At 41.9% G+C, this 23196-nt stretch carries 15 protein-coding genes; 8 read left to right on the top strand and 7 right to left on the bottom strand.

Annotation, left to right across the window (positions count from 1 at the left end; all coding sequences use genetic code 11):
- Positions 1-392 precede the first annotated feature (392 nt).
- From P2W82_RS07525 to P2W82_RS07515, 3 genes are all read right to left on the bottom strand, one after another.
- Positions 393-2036 (bottom strand): RagB/SusD family nutrient uptake outer membrane protein, encoded by a 1644-nt coding sequence (locus tag P2W82_RS07525; protein ID WP_336515244.1) that lies wholly within the window; start codon positions 2034-2036, stop codon positions 393-395.
- A gap of 18 nt (positions 2037-2054) precedes the next feature.
- Entirely contained in the window at positions 2055-5252 is a 3198-nt protein-coding gene (locus P2W82_RS07520; RefSeq protein ID WP_336515243.1) for a SusC/RagA family TonB-linked outer membrane protein, read from the bottom strand.
- A 415-nt stretch (positions 5253-5667) separates the two neighbouring features.
- Positions 5668-6354, bottom strand: a complete 687-nt coding sequence (locus P2W82_RS07515) for a zinc metallopeptidase (RefSeq protein WP_336515242.1) — start codon at positions 6352-6354, stop codon at positions 5668-5670.
- A 465-nt stretch (positions 6355-6819) separates the two neighbouring features.
- Between P2W82_RS07515 and radA the strand changes: the two genes are divergently transcribed.
- The 4 genes from radA (at position 6820) to P2W82_RS07495 (ending at position 11093) form a co-directional block, all read left to right on the top strand.
- Positions 6820-8193, top strand: coding sequence for a DNA repair protein RadA (gene radA / locus P2W82_RS07510; RefSeq protein WP_336515241.1), 1374 nt, complete (start codon positions 6820-6822; stop codon positions 8191-8193).
- A gap of 171 nt (positions 8194-8364) precedes the next feature.
- The gene (locus P2W82_RS07505) at positions 8365-9054 is read left to right on the top strand and encodes a ComF family protein (protein ID WP_336515240.1); all 690 of its coding nucleotides are present in this window, start codon (positions 8365-8367) and stop codon (positions 9052-9054) included.
- 28 nt (positions 9055-9082) lie between these two features.
- Positions 9083-10480, top strand: coding sequence for a hypothetical protein (locus P2W82_RS07500; RefSeq protein ID WP_336515239.1), 1398 nt, complete (start codon positions 9083-9085; stop codon positions 10478-10480).
- A gap of 94 nt (positions 10481-10574) precedes the next feature.
- A complete protein-coding gene (locus P2W82_RS07495; protein ID WP_336515238.1) occupies positions 10575-11093 on the top strand; it encodes a glutathione peroxidase in 519 nt (172 codons plus the stop codon).
- Between the two features lie 4 nt (positions 11094-11097).
- Here the strand turns inward: P2W82_RS07495 and P2W82_RS07490 are convergent, their stop codons facing one another.
- Positions 11098-12024, bottom strand: a complete 927-nt coding sequence (locus P2W82_RS07490; protein ID WP_336515237.1) for a hypothetical protein — start codon at positions 12022-12024, stop codon at positions 11098-11100.
- Between the two features lie 117 nt (positions 12025-12141).
- Here P2W82_RS07490 and P2W82_RS07485 point away from each other — a divergent pair, with 117 nt between their 5' ends.
- The 3 genes from P2W82_RS07485 (at position 12142) to P2W82_RS07475 (ending at position 15805) form a co-directional block, all read left to right on the top strand.
- Positions 12142-13353, top strand: coding sequence for a DNA polymerase III subunit (locus P2W82_RS07485; RefSeq protein ID WP_336515236.1), 1212 nt, complete (start codon positions 12142-12144; stop codon positions 13351-13353).
- A gap of 235 nt (positions 13354-13588) precedes the next feature.
- Positions 13589-14851, top strand: coding sequence for a PSP1 domain-containing protein (locus tag P2W82_RS07480; protein WP_336515235.1), 1263 nt, complete (start codon positions 13589-13591; stop codon positions 14849-14851).
- Positions 14852-14914: 63 nt separating this feature from the next.
- Positions 14915-15805: an alpha/beta fold hydrolase gene (locus tag P2W82_RS07475; RefSeq protein WP_336515234.1), complete on the top strand. Its 891-nt coding sequence runs from the start codon at positions 14915-14917 to the stop codon at positions 15803-15805.
- Positions 15806-15811: 6 nt separating this feature from the next.
- Here P2W82_RS07475 and P2W82_RS07470 read toward each other — a convergent pair whose 3' ends face one another.
- Complete coding sequence (locus P2W82_RS07470) at positions 15812-18727, bottom strand: serine hydrolase domain-containing protein (RefSeq protein ID WP_336515233.1); 2916 nt, start codon at positions 18725-18727, stop codon at positions 15812-15814.
- A 56-nt stretch (positions 18728-18783) separates the two neighbouring features.
- On the opposite strand from P2W82_RS07470, the gene mutL reads away from it, so the two are divergent.
- Positions 18784-20661, top strand: coding sequence for a DNA mismatch repair endonuclease MutL (gene mutL, locus P2W82_RS07465; RefSeq protein ID WP_336515232.1), 1878 nt, complete (start codon positions 18784-18786; stop codon positions 20659-20661).
- Here the strand turns inward: mutL and dacB are convergent.
- Positions 20658-22019: a D-alanyl-D-alanine carboxypeptidase/D-alanyl-D-alanine endopeptidase gene (gene dacB, locus P2W82_RS07460; protein WP_336515231.1), complete on the bottom strand. Its 1362-nt coding sequence runs from the start codon at positions 22017-22019 to the stop codon at positions 20658-20660. The genes mutL and dacB overlap by 4 nt on opposite strands.
- A gap of 30 nt (positions 22020-22049) precedes the next feature.
- Positions 22050-23186 (bottom strand): formimidoylglutamase, encoded by a 1137-nt coding sequence (locus tag P2W82_RS07455; RefSeq protein ID WP_336515230.1) that lies wholly within the window; start codon positions 23184-23186, stop codon positions 22050-22052.
- Between the last annotated feature and the right edge of the window lie 10 nt (positions 23187-23196).

Below are 23196 nucleotides of genomic sequence, written 5' to 3'. Positions count from 1 at the left end.
ACGTAGAACGTTAAACGTAACACGCAGGAACCTGACATTAGAATTTCATCGTTTCTTCAAATTATTTCTGAGGTTCATGCAGAATTATACATTTGAAATCCCGGAACTCCAGCTGATTGGCTTTTCGTAACCTTACATGGTATTATTCCACTTGTTCTGAAATATCCCATATCGTCGGCTTGTGTTTACTATTTGTTCGAATTTTTATCAGATGTAGTTCTGAGACATCGTACGCGTTGTTTCTGCTTCGTTACTCTTCCTTCGAACTCCGGCCTTTAGCTTTTGCTTCTGACCTCTTCAAAATTCAAAAGGCCCTCCCATTACAGGAGAGCCCTTTGCTATTCAGACATGAGAATCTGCGTTTCAATGTTCACTATGGCAGCGACATTGAATCATTTTGGATTTTTAACAGGAGCACTGCCGGCGCTTGGCGGATTGTATGCCAATTCATTATCAGGCACGTCCCAATAGTCTAATGCACCATATTCAATCTGCGCATTGGTATTGACAACGCCTGTTGTAGGAGCAACTACAATTACGCCCTTTCTTCCACCACCCTGCGCCAATGGATTGATGATACCTAAACGTCTTGCATCATAGAATGATAATCCAAGAAATGCAATAGCAACACGACGCTCTCTCCGTAATTCCTCTTTTGCCTGTGCAAGTGTCAATCCGGTACCACTAACAGCAGGCAAACCGGCGCCCTGGAAAACCCTGACTGCATCAACTGATGCAAGACCCTGATCAACCGATCCGGTATACATCAGTGCTTCTGCTTTCATCAGTTCATTTTCTTCATAACTGCCTGCGATATACAATTCATATTCTCCATCTGTTGAGCTTGAATAAATGATTACACCCGGCATATGATTGCTTCCATTGATCAGTGTAAATCTTGTATTGAAGGAATTCCCGCGATCAGAGTTTCCGATCCAGGTCTGTGTTTGTAATACATTATTTTCTTTCCGTTTGTCGCCATCCTTGAATTCCATTACCCAACGTTCGCTGAGTTTGTAAGTATTACCACCGGCAAGAGCAGCCTGAGCTTTCAGTGACACTGTTCCACCACTTGATGAAAGGAAATCACCAGTTGCATTTGTTCTTCCCGTAAAGATCTTATCATTCGCCTTGATACCATCATTCGTCAAAGTAAGGATTGACTGCCACTGCGCCGGTGACATTTCAGTCACGGTAGTATTCACCAGAATATTTCTCGCTTTCAAAGTATTGATATTGCGCTTCCACATATCCTGTGTGAGGATACCACCCTTACCTACCTGGTTGAAGCTGGGAATTAATCTTCCGAGAACGTCATTGTAAGCAGTGGTATTTGAGACAGATGAAATTGCTGAAGCTGCTTTATCCAACATTGAATTTGATTCGGCAATGATCTGTTCCTTCGTGACATAATCTCCATTTGTTGTTCCGGAAGAATTAGTGATCAAACCTGCATAGTAAATTGAACCGATGCGTGCATACGCATATCCTTTCCAGAAATACGCCCATGCCTGGAGCGTTGCTTTCTTGGAGTCACCATCATTTGCAAATTCAACTTTCTCACCTATCTCCAAAATTGAATTACATGCACTGATCATCGAGTACATATAAGCCCACTCATAATAGAGAAAATTGGCGCCGCGGTTTGCATTAAGGTTCACCTGGCGCACCAATTCTTTCTGTGTATTTGGCGCATTGGGATTCAGAATCTTGGTGCCATTATCCAGTATTACATAATCGGGCGTACTGATCTGGTTGATAAAACCATTGGCTGCTTCGGCCTGTACCACGTCAGCTAACATTTCATGAAAGCCCATGGCACCTGACCAGAACAAACCATAGATTCCATCACCATATTTAAGATCACGGAATCCATTAACATAAACACCGCCCTGTGCAAGGGAAATAATTCCATCTTCCGTAGCAGCACTTTCCGGAGTGGGTAGGTTCGGGTTCCTGATGTCCAGATCTTTTTTGCACGCAAAAAAGACGAGCATTACACCCACAAGAAGACTATATTTTTTTAACCTGTTCATTGCTTAAAATTTATAAGATTAAAAACCAAGACTAATACCGACCTGATAAGATCTGAGATTCGGAACAGTATTATGATCCACTCCACGGTCGAATGCAGAGTTGGCTGTACCTGAACTTACTTCTGGATCATAACCAGTGTATTTGGTAAAGGTTACCAGGTTGCGGCCGCTCAGCACCAGCTGCAAACGTTGCATTACCTTAATGTTGAATAATCTTGCGAAGTCGAGGGCAACAGAGAGGTTACGGAGACGCATGAACGAAGCATCTTCATAGAAATAGTTTTTAGTTCCGTTGGCCTGGCGTTGTGCATATACACCACGATAAAATGCAGTCCACGCACCTGTCTGACCGTTGATGGTTATTGGATTTGCATAATCACCATGGATACCATCACGATACATCCATTGTTTTGTCTGGTTGTAGATATGACTTCCTTCAATCCAATCCCACTGCATTGAAAAATTCAGGAAATTTTTAAACGTCAGTTCATTGATGAAAGAAATATTGAATTTCGGATTAGGGTCACCGAGGTTGTACTGGATCGGAGTAAAGTATGGTTGCTTTGTATCTTTGTTAGCCACCCAGCCATTACTTGCAAGCACATAATTTCCCTGCTGGTCTTTTGGAATATAAGGTTCGCCTGTATTTGGATTTGTTTGATTCACATCATGCAATCCGAGATATCCATAAAGCTGTCCGATTTTTTCTCCTGGCTTCAGGATATAGTTACTACTTCCTGCAGAGGAAATAACAACGATAGGTGGTCCGAGAAGGGAAGTGATTTTTGAGCTTTGTTTGCTGAAGTTCATCAGGTAATTCCAGGTGAAATTTCTGCTGGTGAGGATCTGCGCACTTAATGTTGCCTGGATACCTTTCGCGCCTAAACCAAATGCATTATCTTTTATCGTGCCGATACCTGTTGAAGGCGCAGCATCTACAGGATAGATTGCGTTTTCAGTTTTCCTGTCCCAGTAGGTAACAGAGAGATTGATTGTTTTAAGCCAGTCACCTTTCAGCACATTGAAAGTAAGATCAGCGCCGACTTCAAATTCTTTTGAAACTTCCACAGAAAGATCCGGATTGGAAAGCGTGGTAGGATATACAAACGCCACACTTGTACCCATGTTCCTTGTATTCAGTGTGATGTACCGATCAAATGCATTTGGCTGAATACCGGCCTCACCATATGCCGCTCTCACACGGAATTCAGGAATAATATTGTTAATCGCTGGCGCATCTTTCCAGAAATTCAATTGAGATATGCGGAGGTATACGTCTGCGCGAGGGAATGTAAATGGCTTGGAGCCACGTCCGAATGCAGATGAATAGTCACTTCTGAAACCACCGGACACGCCTGCAAAATCTCCGATTTCAAAACGCTGGTTTACGAGATAACCATAAGTATTAAAAGGTTCCTGGTAATCACGTTGAATTTTATAACTGCCCATCTGGCTTGCTGTGTACGGCAGATAAGAGGGAGCATCAACACCATAGGTGATGTATTGAGTGAAAAGACTTTTACGATAATCATAAGAAACCTGGGTAATACTTTTCAATGGAAAGTTCACCCCGAAATCATCTTTCAAATCAAAACGAAAAGTAGCTGATGAAAGAAAATTCTGAAAGGTCGATCTGTTGCGCCATTCGTTTATTTCACCTGTTGCATCTGCAGTACCTGGTGCGCCGTAGCTGGTAAATGGAGCATAGTATTCAAGCCAGTATTGCTGATAATCCGCGTTTACATTGTCTTCCTGGTTGGCAATTGAATTCCTGATATCCTGTGTCTGGTAATTCAAACCATACTTTACATCGAGTTCAACAAATTTCGGAAAGCGATAATTCAGGTTAAAGCTTTGAACGATATCGATTTTCTTATCATCTACTTTCCCATATTGATTCTGGTAATGTGGGTTGTAACCGTTCACCCCTACGGCATCGCCATAATAAGCTCCGTAATTTCCCATCGGATCACGATAATCATAGTTAGCAAACGGACGGGAATTGTTCAATGCGTATACGATTGTTCTTCCTGTCGGATCCAACTGTGTATTCTTGGTATATACCAGCTGAGTGATACTTCTGAACCGAAGGTTTTTTACAATTTCAACACCGATGTTGGAGATCATATTTGATCTTGAATAATCACCGTTGCCAACAAAATTTGTATTTTGTCGGTTATCCGATGCCGATATGTTGAAATCGACTCTGTCGCGACCGCCCGATACTGCGATTGCATTATTAAAAGTGTGACTTGTCTGAAAAAACATTTTATAATGGTCGTAGTACAAAAGGTTTTTATCATAAGGCTTATTCTGATTCGCAGCAGGATCAATCAGGTTTACCAAAACGTTTTCCTTGTAGGATACCAGGTCCGGATCAAGCGAGAGTGGATTACCGGAACTTCCGATCACTTCACCATTTGCATTTGTTGCGAAGCTGTGAAAATGGGATTTGTGAACATCACCAATGTTCAGCAATGTGTTTGAGGAAATGCTGGATGAAACATCAACATTGATTCTGCCTGCTTTTCCTTTCTTGGAAAACAACTGGATAACTCCATTAGCTCCCTGTGCTCCATAGATGGTTGCAGAAGCGGCACCTTGTACAACTTCTATTCTTTCGATTGCATTCACATCGAGTGAGTTCAGGTCAGTAGCTCTCACTTCAATACCATCAAGCAGGATCATCGGCATTGTTCCCCTGTTGATTGTATTGATACCACGAAGAAGAATATTTGTTGGAGATCCAGGTGACCCGTTGATACTGCTGATCTGTGCGCCTGCGATTTTACCCACCAATGCCTGATCGACTGAAGCGTTGATTGTTTTAGGAAGTTTGTCTGCAGTTACAGATTCAACCGCGATACCGAGTTTTTTTCTGCTTGTAGCTACACCCACACCCGTAACTACTACTTCGTTGAGGGCCGTGGTGCTTGATTGCAGTGAAATAGCCAGGGTAGGCCCGTTTACTTTTACATCCCGCGAAATAAATCCGAGGTAGGAAATTTCCAAAATGGCTCCTTGTTTTGTTTTTAGTGTGAAGGAGCCGTCTGCACCGGCGATGGTGCCATTTTTTGTTGCTTTTTCGACGATAGAGGCCCCGCCCACCGGGTTCCCGTAATCATCTGTGATTTTCCCGGAAACCTGAAGTTCCTGGGAGATGGCGGCATGGAATAGCAATACCATCCCTGCCATCAGGCATAGAAGTTTTCTCATGTGCGTTAGTTTTTGGTATAAACAGTAAAAAAATACAACTCTACTCAGGCAAGCAAACCTGAACAAGCAAGGCTGTGGGCAGTCTTAAATTGGGTCGTTATATGGAATCTTCTGATGCACTAAAACAGAACGCTGCAGTCCGGGGTCCTGTAGTTTCAGGTGATCACTCAGCTGTCAAAGCCTTAAATCCTGAAACCAATTTTTAATCTGTTTTAATTCAGCTCTACCCGAATGTAAGTAATTTTTTAAAACCACCAATAATCTTAAAAAAAAACCGCTCATCATAAAGAGCGGTTATATTGAAAGAGAGAATTTTTATTAACTATCTGATTATCAACAATTAATATTATTTCTAGAATTAAAAAATTGTTTAAATACTGTTAAATTTTTATTAAAATAAAATTAATAAATTTTCTTAATTCCTGTCCCGGTTGCCCAGAAAGATTAAAATATACTGCACTAAAGTGACTAAAGAAGCGATGGCAGCAACGAGATAAGTAAGTGCGGCCCAATGGAGTGCATCCTTGGCTTTTGGGTATTCTTCCCTTGTTGTGATACCAGCAGTATTCAGCCAGGCCAGCGCTCTTTTGCTTGCGTCAAACTCAACCGGCAGTGTGATGAGGCTGAACAGGGTCGTGACTGCGAAGAGTATAATACCAATAAGCAGTAATTGTGGAAACACTTTAATCAGCAGAATGCCTCCTAAAAGCACCCATTGAATTAACCCCGAACTGAACTGTACCACGGGTACCAGTTTACTGCGCATTGTAAGCCAGGGATATGCAGTCGCATGTTGTACCGCATGGCCACACTCATGAGCAGCCACTGCAGCCGAAGCTACATTGACTCCGCTAAACACGTCCGGACTAAGGTTAACCGTCTTGTTTAATGGATTATAATGATCACTCAGAAAGCCATCAACAGATACAACACTTACATCATATATCCCATTGTCGCGGAGCATTTTTTCAGCCACCTGTTTGCCACTCATACCGGAAAAAAGGGGTATGCGGCTATAAGTTGTGAACTTGCTTTTTAACCGGTAAGAAACCAGCATACTGATTCCCACAAAGAGCATTGACACCAGCCAGATTGAATTCATTTATCAGATTTTTTTTGAAATTGTAATGAACTTAAGCATCAAAAAAACTACCATTTTTGTTGTGTATGACAGGCTGTACATTTTTCAAAAATAATCGTCTTTTTGACAGCCCGTTTAGATTAAAACTGAGTATAAAAAGTCAAATTGACAATTAGATATATTTATTTTAAATCATGTGTTTTGTTTTGATTTTTCATGATTTAGGAACGAAATATGGCAGATTAAACATTTTTGGCAAAAGGTCATTTCAGGGCTCAAAAGTTATTCACACAGCCAAAAAATTATTTTGTTATGTGGGATCAATTTGTAATTTAGTGCAAGAATTTAATGGGTTAGTAAGTATTAAAGGGCCAGCGAAAGTTGGCCCTTTTACTTTCAAAAAAAATCATGACTTTTCTTCTGAATTTTTTCTTCATCATTTCTTTTTTTCGCGCTTAAGAATCCTTGCAACAGTAATTTTTTTTCATGAGCAAAATCAAAAAAGCTTTTTTCTGTACCAACTGCGGTTATGAATCTGCAAAGTGGATTGGAAAATGTCCTTCATGTCAGCAGTGGAATAGTTTTGTCGAAGAAATTATTCATCAACCTGATCAGAAAAATAAAATTGACTGGCGCGACGAAACAATTTCCGGACCGATCAGAAAAAGTCTGGCACTAGATGAAGTGGAACATGATGATGAAGAAAGAATTTTTACAACCGATCCTGAATTAAACAGGGTGCTTGGTGGTGGTATTGTAAAAGGAAGCCTGGTTCTTGTTGCCGGCGAACCCGGAATTGGAAAATCCACTCTTCTTCTTCAGGATGCTTTACGTCTTCAGCAACAAACCATACTTTATATCAGCGGAGAAGAAAGCGAGCAGCAAATCAAAATGCGCGCAAAGCGACTCGGAATTACGCATGATAATTTTTTTCTGCTGACAGAAATTTCCACCCAGACCATATTCCAGGAAATAAAAAAAATAAAACCTCACCTGGTAATTGTTGATTCCATTCAGACTTTACAATCGCCATATATCGATAGTGCACCGGGCAGTGTTTCGCAGATCAGGGAATGCACAGCAATTTTTCAACGTTTTGCAAAAGAATCTCATACTCCTGTTTTTCTTATCGGTCACATTACAAAAGACGGAAGCATTGCCGGTCCGAAAATTCTCGAGCATATTGTCGATACTGTTTTGCAATTCGAAGGCGATCAGCATTATGCCTATCGGATTTTGAGAACAACGAAGAACAGGTTCGGATCAACATCAGAACTCGGTATATATGAGATGACCGGATCGGGAATGAATGCCGTTTCCAATCCATCTGATATACTGATCAATCAGCATGACGAAGTACTCAGTGGCGTAGCGATCGGAACCAGCATGGAGGGCATGCGCCCTTTGCTGATCGAAGTTCAGGCACTCGTCACACCCTCTGTCTATGGAACTCCTCAACGAACAGTGAGCGGTTTCGATTTGAGAAGGTTACAATTACTCCTGGCTGTCCTTGAAAAAAGAGGGGGATTCCATTTTGGCACGAAAGATGTTTTTGCCAATATCGCGGGAGGTATCAAAATAGAAGATCCATCAATTGACCTGGCCATGGTATGTGCTCTGCTAAGTTCATTTGAGGATATTCCTCTTTCTCAAAAGATATGCTTCACTGGCGAAGTTGGATTAAGCGGCGAGATCCGTCCCGTCAACAGGATCGAACAAAGAATATCCGAAGCCGAAAAACTAGGCTTCGAAAAAATCATAGTTAGCCGTAACAACTTCAAATCAATTCCGACAACAAATTTCAAAATTGAAATTGTACAGGCAGGAAGGATAGAGGAAATTTATCGCCTCCTTTTCTGAAAAGAAAAAAATCATCGTTATCCGTTTTTATCCCTTCCCCGGGTCAAAAGGAAAATTCAAATTGCATTCAGCCATGGATGGGTAATGTTTCGGGTGATCATTTGAGTTATTGAAACCGCTCACAAAACCCATTGCTCAGCATGGATTCTGAATAAAATTTTAATAGTCCTGATGTATTTGCTGAAAGCACTGGAATCATTATTTTTTCCCAACTGCTGTGCGGGCTGTGGCAGGCAACTCAACTTTGCAAAACAATCCATCTGCCTGAATTGCCTGGCTATTTTGCCGGATACAAATTTTGTATCTCAGCCGGAAAACCCCATTGAAAAAATATTCGCTGGCAGACTTCCTCTCGCGGCGGCCTATAGTCAATTCTATTTCACGAGGTCTTCTGCGATTCAATCCATCATACACCAGCTTAAATACAAAGGCAATAAACAATCCGGAATCGACATGGGTAAACTGATGGGGCTGGCCATCAAAGATTCGGGACGGTTCAGCAATATTGATTTCCTGATACCGTTACCACTGTTTCCTGAAAAGGAAAAAATCCGCGGATACAACCAGGCGGAAATACTTTGCCAGGGCATTGCTGAAGTGCTTCAGATACCTGTTGAAAGAAACCTGGTGTTGAGAACAAGGGCTACGGCAACACAAACACACAAAAACCGGCTTGAGCGATGGCAAAATGTACATGAAGTTTTTGCTGTTGCAGATCCTCAAAAACCTGAAGGGAAAAAACTTCTGCTGGTCGATGATGTGATTACCACGGGAGCAACACTGGAGGCATGTGGCAATAGTATCCTTTCAGTCTGCAACGCCGAATTGTACATTGCTTCGCTGGCATTCGCCATGCAATAGTCAGGATATTGTATTTTTGAAATCTTACATGAAACCATTTTTTATTCTCTGTATCATCTTTTGTGGTTACCTGGTTTTTGCTTCCTGCAAAAAAGAAAGTCTCAATACAGATGCTGGGGCAAGAATTAGTTTCTCTGCTGACACATTATTTTTTGATACCGTTTTTACTCGCACAGGCTCCATTACCCATCAGGTTAAAATCTTCAACGCAAATCAAGGCCGGTTACATCTGGACGAAATACGAATCGGCGGAGGTAGTTCATCTCCATTCATGATGAATGCTGACGGAACTGAAGGCATAATAGTGAACGATCTTGATATTGCATCCGGTGATAGCCTGTATGTTTTTGTAACAGTAACGATTGACCCTAACAGCGATCAATTGCCCTTTATCGTGACGGATAGCCTGTTGATTGCATACAATGGCAGAGAAGAAAAAATTCAATTACAGGCTTTTGGCCAGAATGCGAATTTCCTGAGAAGTAATTTATTGCAGGGTTCTCATATCTGGAATAACGAACTGCCATATGTTATACTTGGAGGAATTCAGATCGACACAGGCGCAATGCTTACCATTGAAAAGGGTACAAGAGTTTATTTACATGCGGATGCACCTTTCATTGTCGATGGTACTTTAAAAATTAATGGAACTAAAACAGACAGTGTTGTTTTTGCAGGGGACAGGCTTGACAAAGAATATCGTGATCTTCCCGCAGGATGGCCCGGAATTTATTTCAGAGGAACAAGTAAGAATAATCAAATCACTTATGCCATACTGAAAAATGGCTACCAGGGTGTTGTAACTGATCAGCCTTCACCTAATGCTGAGCCTAAGCTGAGAATTCATGAGACGGTTATCGACAATATGTATGAGGCGGCATTAACCGGATTGAACTCCAGTTTTGAAGCCATCAACTGCAGAATAACGAATTCAGGTATCAATATTCTCATCCTTAAAGGGGGAAATTACGACATCAAACATTGCACAGCGGCCTCTTATTCGAACTTATTCATCACACATAAAAATCCTGTACTATACATTAACAACTGGGACAGTGTAGGTGGAACCGTTTACAGTTATAATCTCCTGGCAAGGCTGACAAACAACATATTTTGGAGTGATGATGGCATTGTGGAAAATGAAGTTGTTGTAAGTAAAAGAGGAAGCAATTCTTTCGACGTCACATTTGAAAACAATCTTTACAGGGCGAATGTGGATCCGGAAAATAGTTTCCTGATAAATAATCTCAAAAATCTGGATCCATTATTTGACAGCGTCAATGCCAGTGCACGATATTATGATTTTCATATAGGAAAATTTCCATCACCTGCAATCGACTACGGTGTGCCTGCCGGAGTTTTAATTGATCTCGATGGAAAAACACGGGGAGCAACACCCAGCATTGGATGCTATGAACCCAATTAGCATTATATTTAACAATAATGCCCGCTTTGTGGTATTCCAGTATTTCTGAACATTTGTAGCTTGCACTTTATCCAATCTTAAACAAACAATCAATATGATTCGCATTGCTATTACAGCAATTAGCTGGCTTTTGTTTTCAGTGGCATCCGTTTACACTTTTAAAGTGCCCGCACTTGATGGTTCAACCATCGACTTTTCAAAATTTAAAGGGAAAAAAATTCTGATAGTTAATACTGCTTCTGAATGTGGCTACACTCCACAATATTCAGACCTGCAGAAATTATACGATTCTTATAAAACAAAGCTGGTAATTGTGGGTTTCCCTGCTAATAATTTCGGCGGGCAGGAACCAGGGTCCAATACCGAGATAAAAGAGTTTTGTAAGAAAAATTACGGAGTTACTTTTCCAATGTCAGAAAAAGTATCTGTAAAAGGTGATGATATTCATCCTTTATTTAAATGGCTGACTTCAAAATCCGAGAATGGTGTAATGGATGCAGAAATCAAATGGAATTTTACAAAGTTCCTTCTTGATGAAAAGGGTCAGCTGATCGCGGTGTTTCCAAGCAAAGTAAACCCCACCAGCGAGGAAATCACTAAATACCTCAACTAAAAATTTATTGTTGTTTCTTGCTGATAAACTTCTGGATCAGTTCAATTCCTGCTGCACTGATCATAGCTTTTAGTTTTCGGTTACCCGTTGTGGCTTGCAGCCAATCGACAAATCCTCCATCGGCGATGTCAACCTGCATGCCTTTATGCTCAATATAAATTTTAAACTGAACACGCTGGTAATATCGATTTGCATCTGGTGGAACTATCGAACACTCCATATTGCTCCACACATTTGTTGATAAACTAAGCAGTGAGTTGAAATTCTGATCTTCTGTTTTCAGAAAAAATTTCAACTGCAGTTTTTTACCTGGAAGATATCTTTTAATCATCTCCAGATATAGACTGATATGTCTATTCAATTGATCTAACTCAAATTGAAATGCACCTTCATCATATCCACCGGATACCAGACTGAAAAGTGAAAAATGTGCGGAAAATTCAGGGTTTGAAAATTGTTGTGCCCGAACCATCCGATGTATAGTCGAATAATTAAGTTGAAGGCACCTGTCATTATTGTTCTTAAATACTGATGCCATATGTAAAAGCAAAACATTAGTAGCATCCGAAACAACTTCCGTTCCCCTGAGCGAGCTGATGATTTTGTTCTGACTCACTGCACCAAACGCAGTACATGTTCCAAGTGGCGTCAGTGGTGACAGTACCATTGGTTGAAAACTTTTCTCTCTTGCAGACTCCAGCCATTCCAGTTCCACTTGTCTTGTTTCAATGGCATCAGCTCCGGACGGCCTTACAAAACGATTTTCTTCAAATGCTTTCAAAACAGCTGCAGGAGAAACCGATTCTGCACGTCTCCGAAAAATTTCCAGCATCAGAGAATTAAATTCAGTACCTGAAATTTCATCAGCAATCTGATCGATAAATTTTTCCTTTGACAACTTTGAAATGATTTTATTCAGCAACTGGCTCATATTTTCCAAAAATAATAAAGTCGTACTCCTGCCTCTGATTTTTAAAATGATTTTGATTTCCGTTTTGTTTTGGATGATACTATTCGAATTCAACATCTGCTGGCTTAACTTCGGGCCATGCAATTCTCAGATATCCCCGGACATCATTTGGTGAAAGAACAATTGGTTTCGCTGGTGGCAAATAACAGGCTTAGTCACGCCCTGTTATTTTCAGGACGTGACGGAAGTGGAGCACTCGCAATGGCAATTGCATTTGCTCAATACCTGGTGTGCGAAAAAGTGAATAGCATACAATCCGAGAATTCGGCCGGAACATCGCTATTCGGAGAAGAAGACGCATCAGAAAATAAGGATACTATTCTGACGGATAGTTGCGGTGTTTGCCCGGCCTGTGTGAAAAGTACAAATATTGCTCACCCCGATATCCATTATTCTTTTCCTGTTATTCCACTAAAATCGGGCACGCCTCCCATCAGTGCCGATTATTTTTCGGAATGGCGAAGTTTTATCAGGGAGCATCCTTTTTCCAATACTTACGATTGGCTGACATCGATCAGCGCGGAAAACAAACAGGGGAATATAACTGCCCGCGAATGTGAAGATATCCTTCAGCAACTCAATCTGAAAAGTTTCGAAAGCGGCTATAAGATTTTGATTATGTGGGCGCCGGAATACCTGGGAAAAGAAGGTAATAAACTGCTGAAAATGATTGAAGAACCCCCGGCTGATACGCTGTTTATCCTGGTGGCTGAGGATGAATCCCAGATTCTGCCGACCATTCTTTCACGAACTCAGATTGTGAAGATCCCCCTTTTTGAAAATGAAGATATCGTCAGCATTCTAAAAAACAAGTACAAAATCAGTGGTGAGAAAGCTACCGCCATCGCAGCTTTCGCTGACGGAAATCTCAGGGAAGCCATCAGTTCCATCCAGGAAGCGGAGGAAGACTGGCTGAAATACGCAAGAGAATGGATGAATGGGGTTGTGAAAAACGGACCGGTAACACAGGTCAGGCTCGCCGATGAGCTCAATAAACTGGGCAGAGAAAAACAAAAACAGTTCTTCAGTTATATGATCCACCTCGTTGAACAGAGTATGCGCTTCGCTGCATTGAAAAAACACCAGGATCATCTGCAGGAAAAAGAACAGGAATTCACTGACAGGTTTTCAGTCATGACCAGCTTTTTCCAGCAGGAGGCCATCATCAGTGAATTAGAGAAAGGAATCTATTATATCGAGCGCAACGCCAATTTTAAGCTGCTTTTTGTAGCGATGTCCATTAAATTCTCCCACATCATTAAATACAATTCATTAATTTTGATAAATTGAGCAAGTGTCTGTGGGAGTAGAGTTTGTGGTTTGCCATAGTGAGAGAGTTTAATAAATAGCCATCATTCTCTTTATACGTTCTCATTTGAGAATATTTCTGTCTGTAAAAACATGATTTTTTTACACAAGCCGGTGTACATACCGGCATAAGCAGAAGCGTATCCCGCAGTTATACATGCCCTTTTTAACGGAATCATTGATTATCCGAAAGTTATAATTATTAACCAGCAGGAATATGGGGTGTACAAGTTGTGGGACGGCTAATGGAAAGCCGAATGGATGTAAAAGTAATGGCGGCTGCAGCACCGGCGGTTGTAATCGCATGAACGTGCATGACTGGTTAGCCAACCTGCCTTTTTCTGACCCCGAAGGTTCCTGCCGGGTAATCGAAATCAGTTTTAACAACGGATCAAGAAAAGAATTTTACAGAAATAATACGCTTCAGACTTTTCTGAAAGGTGATCTCATTACCGTTGAAGGTGTGAGCGGATTCGATGTAGGTACCGTCAGCCTGTCAGGCGAGCTCGTGAGATTGCAGATGAAAAAGCGCCGCGTTTCCGAAGACTCACAGGAGATGAAAAAAGTTCTTCGCAGAGCGACGGACATGGATATACAGAAATGGAAAGAGAATAAATCCCGTGAGGCAGCCGCTGTTATCAGGTCGCGCGCTATTTCCAGACAGTTGAAGCTGGAGATGAAAATATGCGAAGTCGAAATTCAGGCCGACGGAAGAAAGGCCACTTTCTTTTATACCGCCGATGATCGTGTTGATTTTCGTGAACTGATCAAAATCTATGCATCCGAGTTTCGCGTGAAAGTGGAGATGAAACAGATTGGCGCCCGCCAGGAATCCGGAAAAGTGGGTGGAATCGGAAGCTGCGGAAGAGAACTTTGCTGCAGCAGCTGGCTCACTGATTTCAAAAGTGTAACCACTACCATTGCAAGATACCAGAACCTGAGTATCAACCAGGCAAAACTGAGCGGCCAGTGCGGACGATTAAAATGCTGTCTGAATTACGAGCTGGATACCTATCTCGATGCGCTACAGAACTTCCCGGATAATGCAGAAACCCTGGAAACACAAAAAGGCAATGCTTCACTTGTAAAAAAGGATATTTTCAAGAACCTGATGTGGTACACCTTACCGGACAGCAACAGGCAATACCCTCTTACTATTGAAACAGTAAGAAAGATCTATTCCCAGAATGCCAAAGGAATAAAAGTTGACGATCTTGAAGTAGCTGATATGCAGCAGCAAGGTAAAGCGCGCCCCGTCGAACATCAGTTTGTTGATGTGGTCGGCCAAATCAGTCTTCGTACGCTGGAAAGAAATACGCAAAAAAGAAAGCAACGCGAAAGACAGGAAAGGCAGCAACCACAAGGTCAGCAGCAACAACATCATCCAAAAGATGGCCCCAGAAAAGATCCGCATCAAAATCAAAAGGATCGCCCGAGACCTAACACTCCTCCGCCACCAAATCGTAAACCTAAAAAATAGTCGATTTGTGTTTTTAAAGCGATAATTGCAGAAGAAATTTTTCTGCACAGGATTTTCATTTCCATGCATACACTCAAAAAACGAAGGTTCACTACTAAAAGAACGGTAATAGTTCTTGGTTCGCTTTTGATACTATGGCTTTTGTTTGCGCAAAGCTGCGTAAGTTTTCAGATCACCGATGCCAACGCGAAAAAGCAATTCAAACAAAAAGGTTTAATCTTAAAAACAGGAAGCCTCGAAATCGGAAGTCATGAAATTTATTACACCATGGTCGGTAACGACAGCCTTCCGACACTCATTTTCATTCATGGCTCTCCCGGGACCTGGAGTGCGTTCAGTGATTATATGGAAGATCCGGAAATGCTCTATCACTACAGGATGATTGCATTTGATCGTCCAGGATTTGGTTATAGCAGGAAAGGTGGCGCAATGAATCTTGCAGATCAATCCAAAATTCTTGAATCGGCAACGCGATATTTTAAAAACAACAGGCCAGTATATCTCGCAGGACATTCACTTGGTTCCCCGATTGCTATGCAGATGGCGGCAGACATGCCTGGTTATTTTTCTGCAATCGGACTAATATCAACGCCAATAGATCCGGCATTGGAAGAAAAAGAAAGGTGGCGAAGTGCTATGAGTATTTTTCCACTTAAATATCTTTTGCCTGGCGCTTTCAGACCGAGTAATGAAGAACTTTTATTTTTTAAAAATGATATTGTGACTCTTGGAAAACAACTGGACAAAATCGATTGCAGGGTAGTGCTTATTCATGGAAAAGAAGATCGATGGGTGCCGTTAGGAAATATTTATTACGCACAAAAAAAGTTGACGCACGCAAAAAAAGTCGATACCCTGATTGTTGAAGGAGCCAATCATTTTATTCCATTCACTCACAGAAAAGAAGTGAAAGCTGCTTTGATCAGCATGGCTGATTCTTCTGCATCAAATTAAAATAAATCACTGCATCGACTTATAAATCGCTTCGTGAATATTACTTCTTACGTTCATCTTTAATAATTTATTTCTTCCGTCGGGATATACCCTGTTGGAGAGAAATACATAGATCAGTTGCGTTTTTGGATCGACCCATACACAGGTTCCTGTAAAACCTGTATGCCCGAAAGTCAGTGGCGAAGTACTCAATGTCGGATATGGTTCAGGTCTCGTTGCATTGTCTTTTTCAGGTTTATCAAAACCGAGTCCGCGACGACTGATATCACTGGAGTATGCAGTAAACCTGCGAATCGTGCTGTCTGAAAGCAGCCGGATGCCATTCATTTTCCCATGATTGAGTAACAACTGCATCAGAACAGCAATGTCGTATGCATTACTGAATAAACCTGCGTGACCGGAAACACCGCCCAGCATAGCAGCACCAGGATCATGTACATATCCCCTGATCAACTGATTGCGGAATATTTTCTCCTTTTCGGTTGGGGCTATACGTGAGGTATCAAATCTTTGCCTGGGATTGAACCCCGCCGTGACAAGCCCCAGTGGACGATAAAATTCTTTTTGTACAAACTGATCCAGGGTCAAACCGCTGATCTCTTCAACAATTTTGCCAAGGAAGATAAAATCGTTATCACTGTACACGTATGTTCCGGGTTTTTCCAATGGACTTGCCAGAATTCTTCTTCTGATGGTATCCAGCCATGGCTTTGCCATGTAAAAACTATCGGCCACATGCACACTGTAATCATCATTTGGGCGCCTGGCATATATATTCGATAACGCCTGCCCTGATGAAGGATCAAGTGTTTCCTGGTAGAATGGAATAAAAGATTTTAACCGCGCCTGGTGCAGGAGGATGTCGCCGATCACAAGATTTTGTTTATCACTGCCCCTCACCCAGGGTAAATAGTCGCCGAGTTTTTTATCCAGCTTAATCTTCCCCTGGTCGTAGAGCTTCATTACAGACAAAGTCGTCGCACATATTTTGGTTACGGATGCCATATCATATAAACTCTCAAGACTAACAGATTGTGTACTATCATAGGTATAATAACCGAAGTTTTTATAATAAGCAAGTCTCCCGTTTTTTGCAACCAGCACTACGCATCCGGGTGTTGCCTGTTGACGAATTGCATCTTCAGCAAGTGAATCAATAATGGTAAGTTTATTCGGAGCAATGCCAAGAATAAATGGATCCGCTGGCGGGAGCAATGCATATCCAAGGCCGGTGCCGGAAGGGAGATCCGAACAAACAGTTACCGGCAATTTCCCTCTCGGACTTAGTCTTCCATTCAACACATCAGCAGCAATATCATGCGTGATGGGCTCATCCTCGTAGCAAACGATGATATCTTTCAGATCACAGAAGTATTTTACTGTGTATGGGTTTCCGAATGCAAAAAGTACGGATGGTTTTTCAGCTCCGATCTTCCTGACAAGATCGACTGCCGCCTGGCTTAATCCGAAATTTCCGGCTGGGAAACGGGATGTTTTATGGAGGCTGATCACGATTGATTTATATCCCGCGCCCAGTTTCTCCATCAGGTCAGGAATATCAGCTGCCGGCTGTTTAAAACTGAAATGAAAAACATCGGCATTATAATCACGGCGTAGTCTTTTTGAAAATGCATTATCTGTTTCCGTACCGATTGATACCAATGCTATTTTATTGTTCAATGAAACCGGAATCGGGAAAGCAGCGGAATCATTATAACGCGCAAGGGTAACTGCATTTTCAGCAATGAGTTCACGTATGGAAGCTGATTTGGTATTCAGATCACGCGTAAGACCTTCAATAACTACCGGAGTTACCTTATTCAGCCCCATCAGGTATTTTGCTCGCAGTACTTTTTTCACATGCAGATCCACCGTTTCCATTGTGATCCTTTTCCTGCGGATCGCTTCTTTTATTTTATGGAGTACCACGGGAACATCACCCGGCAGACAAAGCATATCGTTGCCTGCAATCAATGACTCTACAGCTGCCTGGCCATCGGGAAAATATTTGGCGACTCCCTTCATTTCCAGGGCATCTGTAAAAGTAAGTCCCTTGAAACCTAATTCGTTTCTCAAAACACCCGTTACTGTTTTTTCCGAAATGGATGTTGCCCTGTTTTCCGTATTATCAATTGCAGGAATATATAAATGAGCAATCATCGCGCTTCCTACACCCGCATCGATCAGGGCCTTAAACGGGTAGAGTTCCAATGAATCAAGTGCTGCTTTTGATTTGTTGATTACAGGAAGATCATAATGCGAGTCGACTGACACATCCCCATGACCGGGAAAATGTTTTGCGCATGCCAGAATTCCGACATCCTGCATTCCCCGCATATATGCAATGCCATGAGCAGCAACACGATTTTTATCTTCGCCAAACGATCGATCATTGATTACCGGGTTATCAGGATTATTATTAATATCAACAACAGGCGCATAATTCACCTGGATGCCCATCCGCTTACATTGCTCTCCTACCCAACGCCCATAATTATAAATGATCCGCGAATCAGTTACTGCTCCCATCATCATTTGTCTGGGTAATCCCTGCACACTATCCATGCGCATACCAATGCCATTTTCACCATCAATAGAAATCATGATGGGTGTTTTTGCCAGCTTCTGAAATTCATTGATGAGGAGGGCCTGCTTCACCGGATTTCCCTGGAACAAACAAATTCCCCCGACATTATATTCTGTAACAGCTTTTCTTACCTGCTCATCATAAAAAGTAATTTCGCGTGTGCGGGTATTGATGGAGGATAAACGAACAATCATGAGCTGCGCAATCTTCTGATCGTCAGAGAGACTTGCAAAAACACTATCTGCCCAGGCATCTGCACCTGCCTGATTCGTTTGCGCGATGGTTGGAAAAACGGAAAAAATGTAAATTAAAAGGAGAAGGATCTTGCTCTTCATATTCAGGCTTTGGATAAATCTGCGTAATTTTACAGGCTGATTAAAAATAAGAAGAATTGCCAGACCTGATACATTTACTCCCTGATAATATTGCTAATCAAATCGCTGCCGGAGAAGTAATTCAACGGCCGGCAAGTGCTGTAAAGGAACTTTTGGAAAATGCAGTTGATGCCGGAGCGACCCGTATCAGGATGATTGTACAGGATGCCGGTAAATCACTGATCCAGGTAATCGATAATGGCAAAGGCATGAGTGAAACCGATGCCAGGATGTGTTTTGAAAGGCACGCCACTTCAAAGATCAGCGGTATCGATGACTTGTTTAAAATCAGGACCATGGGCTTCAGAGGAGAAGCGCTGGCTTCCATCGCCGCAGTTGCCCAGGTCGAATTAAAAACAAAAAGGGCCGAAGATACGCTCGGTACCTATATAGAAATAGAGAACAGCGTGGTGAAAATCCAGGAGCCTTGCAGCTGGTCAGATGGCACAAGCTTCTCGATGAAAAATCTCTTTTTTAACATTCCTGCAAGAAGAAATTTTTTGAAAACGAATGCGGCTGAAATGCGGCATATCGTTGATGAATTTGTCAGGGTTGCTTTGGCATTTCCTGATATTTTCTTTTCGCTAACCAGTAACAATGAAGAGATTTTTCATCTTGAAAAAGGTACACTCAAACAACGTATACAACAGATTCTCGGCAACAACTATATTTCTAAGCTGGTAAGTGTAACCGAAAACACTGACTATCTCAACATTTCAGGATTTGTCGGCAAACCGGATACTGCTAAAAAAACCCGGGGAGATCAGTTCATTTTTGTAAACAATCGTTTTATCCGAAGCGCATACCTGAATCATGCAGTAATGAATGCATACCAGGATATGATCGCTACAGGAAGCTTTCCGATGTTTGTACTCTTCATCGATCTTGATCCTTCCCAGGTGGATATCAATGTTCACCCTACCAAACAGGAGATCAAATTTGAAGATGAAAAAATTGTTTACGCATTTGTCCACGCTGCAGTAAAACATGCATTGGCTCAGTTCAGCGTCGCCCCTTCACTTGATTTCGATCTTGATCCTGCCATTCAACAACTGGATGCAGTGAGCAAGCCGATTACAGAAGCAAAGCTCAATGAAACTTCCGCAGGAAACCTGTTCAGAACTTTCACCCAAAAATACCAGGCACATAAAGTTGAACCTGCTTCCAATATGCAGGATTGGAAACAATTCTTTTCCAAGCCGGAAACCTCATACCAGCCTTCATTGGGAGGAGTGGAAACAAATAACTATTCAGCCAGGCAACAGCCTGATGAAAACGAATCAGCCCTGTTTCCAAAAAACCGCAAACCGGGATTACCTGTGCCTGATGCCACCCAGGTGATGCAGGTACTCAACAGTTATATACTTTTCCGGGTACCGTCAGGCTTGATTATCGTTGATCAGCAGGCCGCCCATGAGCGGATATTATTCGAAAGATTTACAGGTTTTTCAAATTCTTCAGCAATTACCACGCAGAAATTACTCTTTCCAATTACGATAGAGTTCTCGCCCGGGGATGCTGCTGTTTTTTCTGAAATATTACCCGATCTTACGAATCTCGGTTATCATATTGAACCATTCGGGAAGATGGTTTTTATTATGCATGGTACGCCATCTGATTTACCATCTGGTGAAGAATCAGGCGTCATTGAACATATACTTGAAGAATATAAAAATTTCAATCCCGATATACGTTGCGGTAAAAGAGAAAAACTTTATCGCTCAATGGCTTATGCACGGAGTATCAAATCGGGAACTATTTTAACTTCTGGTGAAATGGTTGAAATGATCCGCATGTTGAGCGAATGTAACTTTCCCAACACTTCACTCAATGGTCAGCAGATCTATGTCGACTACACGCAGGATTTCTTCGATCGGATTTTTGGAAGGCGCTAATAACTATTATACAGGTTTAACAGCATTTCATTGATCGTAGTTCTGATCGATGCTGCCGTTTGCCTGTGATTATTGATCAGAACAGAAAACACCAGTTCTTTCCCTGATGCAGTCTGGAGATATCCACTCAGCGATAACACTCCGGTCAGCGAGCCGGTTTTAGCAAACAATTTATTTTTTAATGCACGATCGTAATAGCGAAGGGTGCCTTCTCCTGCTGTTGGGAATAATCCTCTGATTCTTTCCATGCCAAATTCATTTTTCATTTTTGAAAGAATCCAAACAAAATCCTGCGGCGAAAAAAGATTGAACCTGCTCAAACCACTGCCGTCGGCCCAGGTGGGCTTCTGAGGAAAATCTTTCAGATCGTTTTTCAGCATGCTGCTTATTGCAACGGATTCATTCATGTTTCCAATCCTATACAATGAGATCATCAACAACAATTGCTCTGCAAAAAAATTATCGCTCCGATGCATCATCGGCTTCAGCAATGAATCTCTTTTTACAGAAAGAATAGGTACAGGAAATAGGTTCTCCCCGATCGTTATAATCTCCTTAGTAAAAACATGAACTGGCTTATGAACTGAATCCTGTAACAACTCCAGCGCAGTATGAATTCCATGGGTTATGAATGGGACGTCCTTATATGTTTCCGTATTACCACCCTCATTTATTGTGAATGCATTTGTGCGCCAATCTCTTTCTACCTGAAACTTTCCTTTGGGTTCCGGTCTTCCAAATTCAACCGGCCAGTTTATTTCCGGATCAGAATAAATAAAACGATCGATGCTATCGGCAACGCTTAATGGATTCTCTTTTTTTGATACTGCCTGGTGCCACCTTATTACGTTACCATATACGGGGAAGGCGCTCCTCTCCGGCATATAATCTTCACTGTAATCATCCCAGCTCCAGCCACTACCCAGCGCAGTTGTCTTCCAGAAAATATCAGAAATATATACCGGCTTTTGCTGCTCTTTTATAAAATCAACTATGGCTTGCCCGGAAAAATCAGGATGTAAAAAACTCGGATCTCCCTGAGGATATATAACTATTGCAGTATCCAAATCGATCCAGGTAGCGCCAATCAATGAATCACCCAAATACTTCATGGCCGCATAACAGGTGATGATTTTGGTGTTACTCGCTGGTGTGAAATATTTGTCGGATTGATAGTCGATCACGACCTTCCCTGCAGCAGGCTCATACACATAAATACCAGTATGTGCGTATTTCAGCAAACTATCATTCAATCGCTTAATTACCGGTGAAGCGACATTTTTTTGAGTAGAACAGGAAACTGAAATGCAAACAGAAAAAGCCGATATAATACACAACAACAACTTTTCTGACTGCATAATTTTCAGGGTGATTTTATTAAAAACAGCTCAGCTCCTTTCCTGTGCACGCAACCAGCGTTCAGGAATTTCATTGCTGCTGGCCTGGATATAATCCTGGTAGGAACAGGCGATGTACGATTTATCAGGCAGCTGCATCCACCAGCGCCCGGTTTTTTTACTTTGAAGAAAAACAGTATCAACTTCAGCAAATGCGGTATGGAATTCAAAGAAATTATCTCTTTCGCTTAATAGTGATTCAGAAGTTCCTTTGTGACGACCATCAATAAAATACCACATCATCTGTGCAATCTGTTTAGCGCTCAATTGCTGTACATCACTTTCAACCGCATACCCGAAAAATCCCATCGTACTGAGATGAGGACTCATACCCGCATACCTTGATAACGTACAAACCTCTTCGCCGGATAATCCATTGGGTGAAGTATAATTCGATAACGCCGACGCATACTGCAAAGCTGCAATATCAAAACTCACCATGTGCGAACTACGGATGACAGGTTCCATTTCTTCGATACTTTCCTTCACCACTCCCACCCTGAAACAATCAAAGCGGAGTTTGTCCATGGTCTCCAGCATCTGCGGATTTACAAAATAACTTTGAAAACCAATATGATTATAGTGACGTACATAATTCGGTTCCCCGGTAAGCATCTCCATAAGGAAGTTCATGCTCTTCAGATGACTCTCCATCTTCAGGTTGATCAGTGAATCAATGCCGGTGACTTCAATAATCCTGTTGAGATACCTGTATGCATCGTACTGAGCCAATGTAAGATCATGAGATCCACCCAGTATTAAAACAGTTTTACCTGCTGAAATCAGTTCGGCAGTGACGGTCTTCAATGCAGCATAGGTATCATTCAGTGTTGCACCTGTACGTATATTTCCTGCATCAGCGAGTCTCACATTGGGATGCCAGTAGTATAGAGAATAAAACTGGTGACGGATGGCATTGGGTGCTGCGTTATCAAATCTGCCCGCACTGCTTCCTCTCTCTTCTCCGCAACCGAGTAATACAATATCGACGTCTTCAAGATCCGGGAATTCTTCGTCGTAAACCCGGATGTTCCGGCCAATCTGCCCCTCCATATATCCTTCATCGTGCGAAAGCTCATCCAGATTTAATGGTGAAAGAAAATCTGTAATATTAAACTGGTCGCTCATATCCGGAAAT

Source organism: Pollutibacter soli (assembly GCA_029269725.1).
GTDB classification, from domain to species: domain Bacteria; phylum Bacteroidota; class Bacteroidia; order Chitinophagales; family Chitinophagaceae; genus Pollutibacter; species Pollutibacter soli.
The sequence above is the reverse complement of the archived record's forward strand: the minus strand, read 5'-3'. Positions and strand labels throughout refer to the sequence as shown.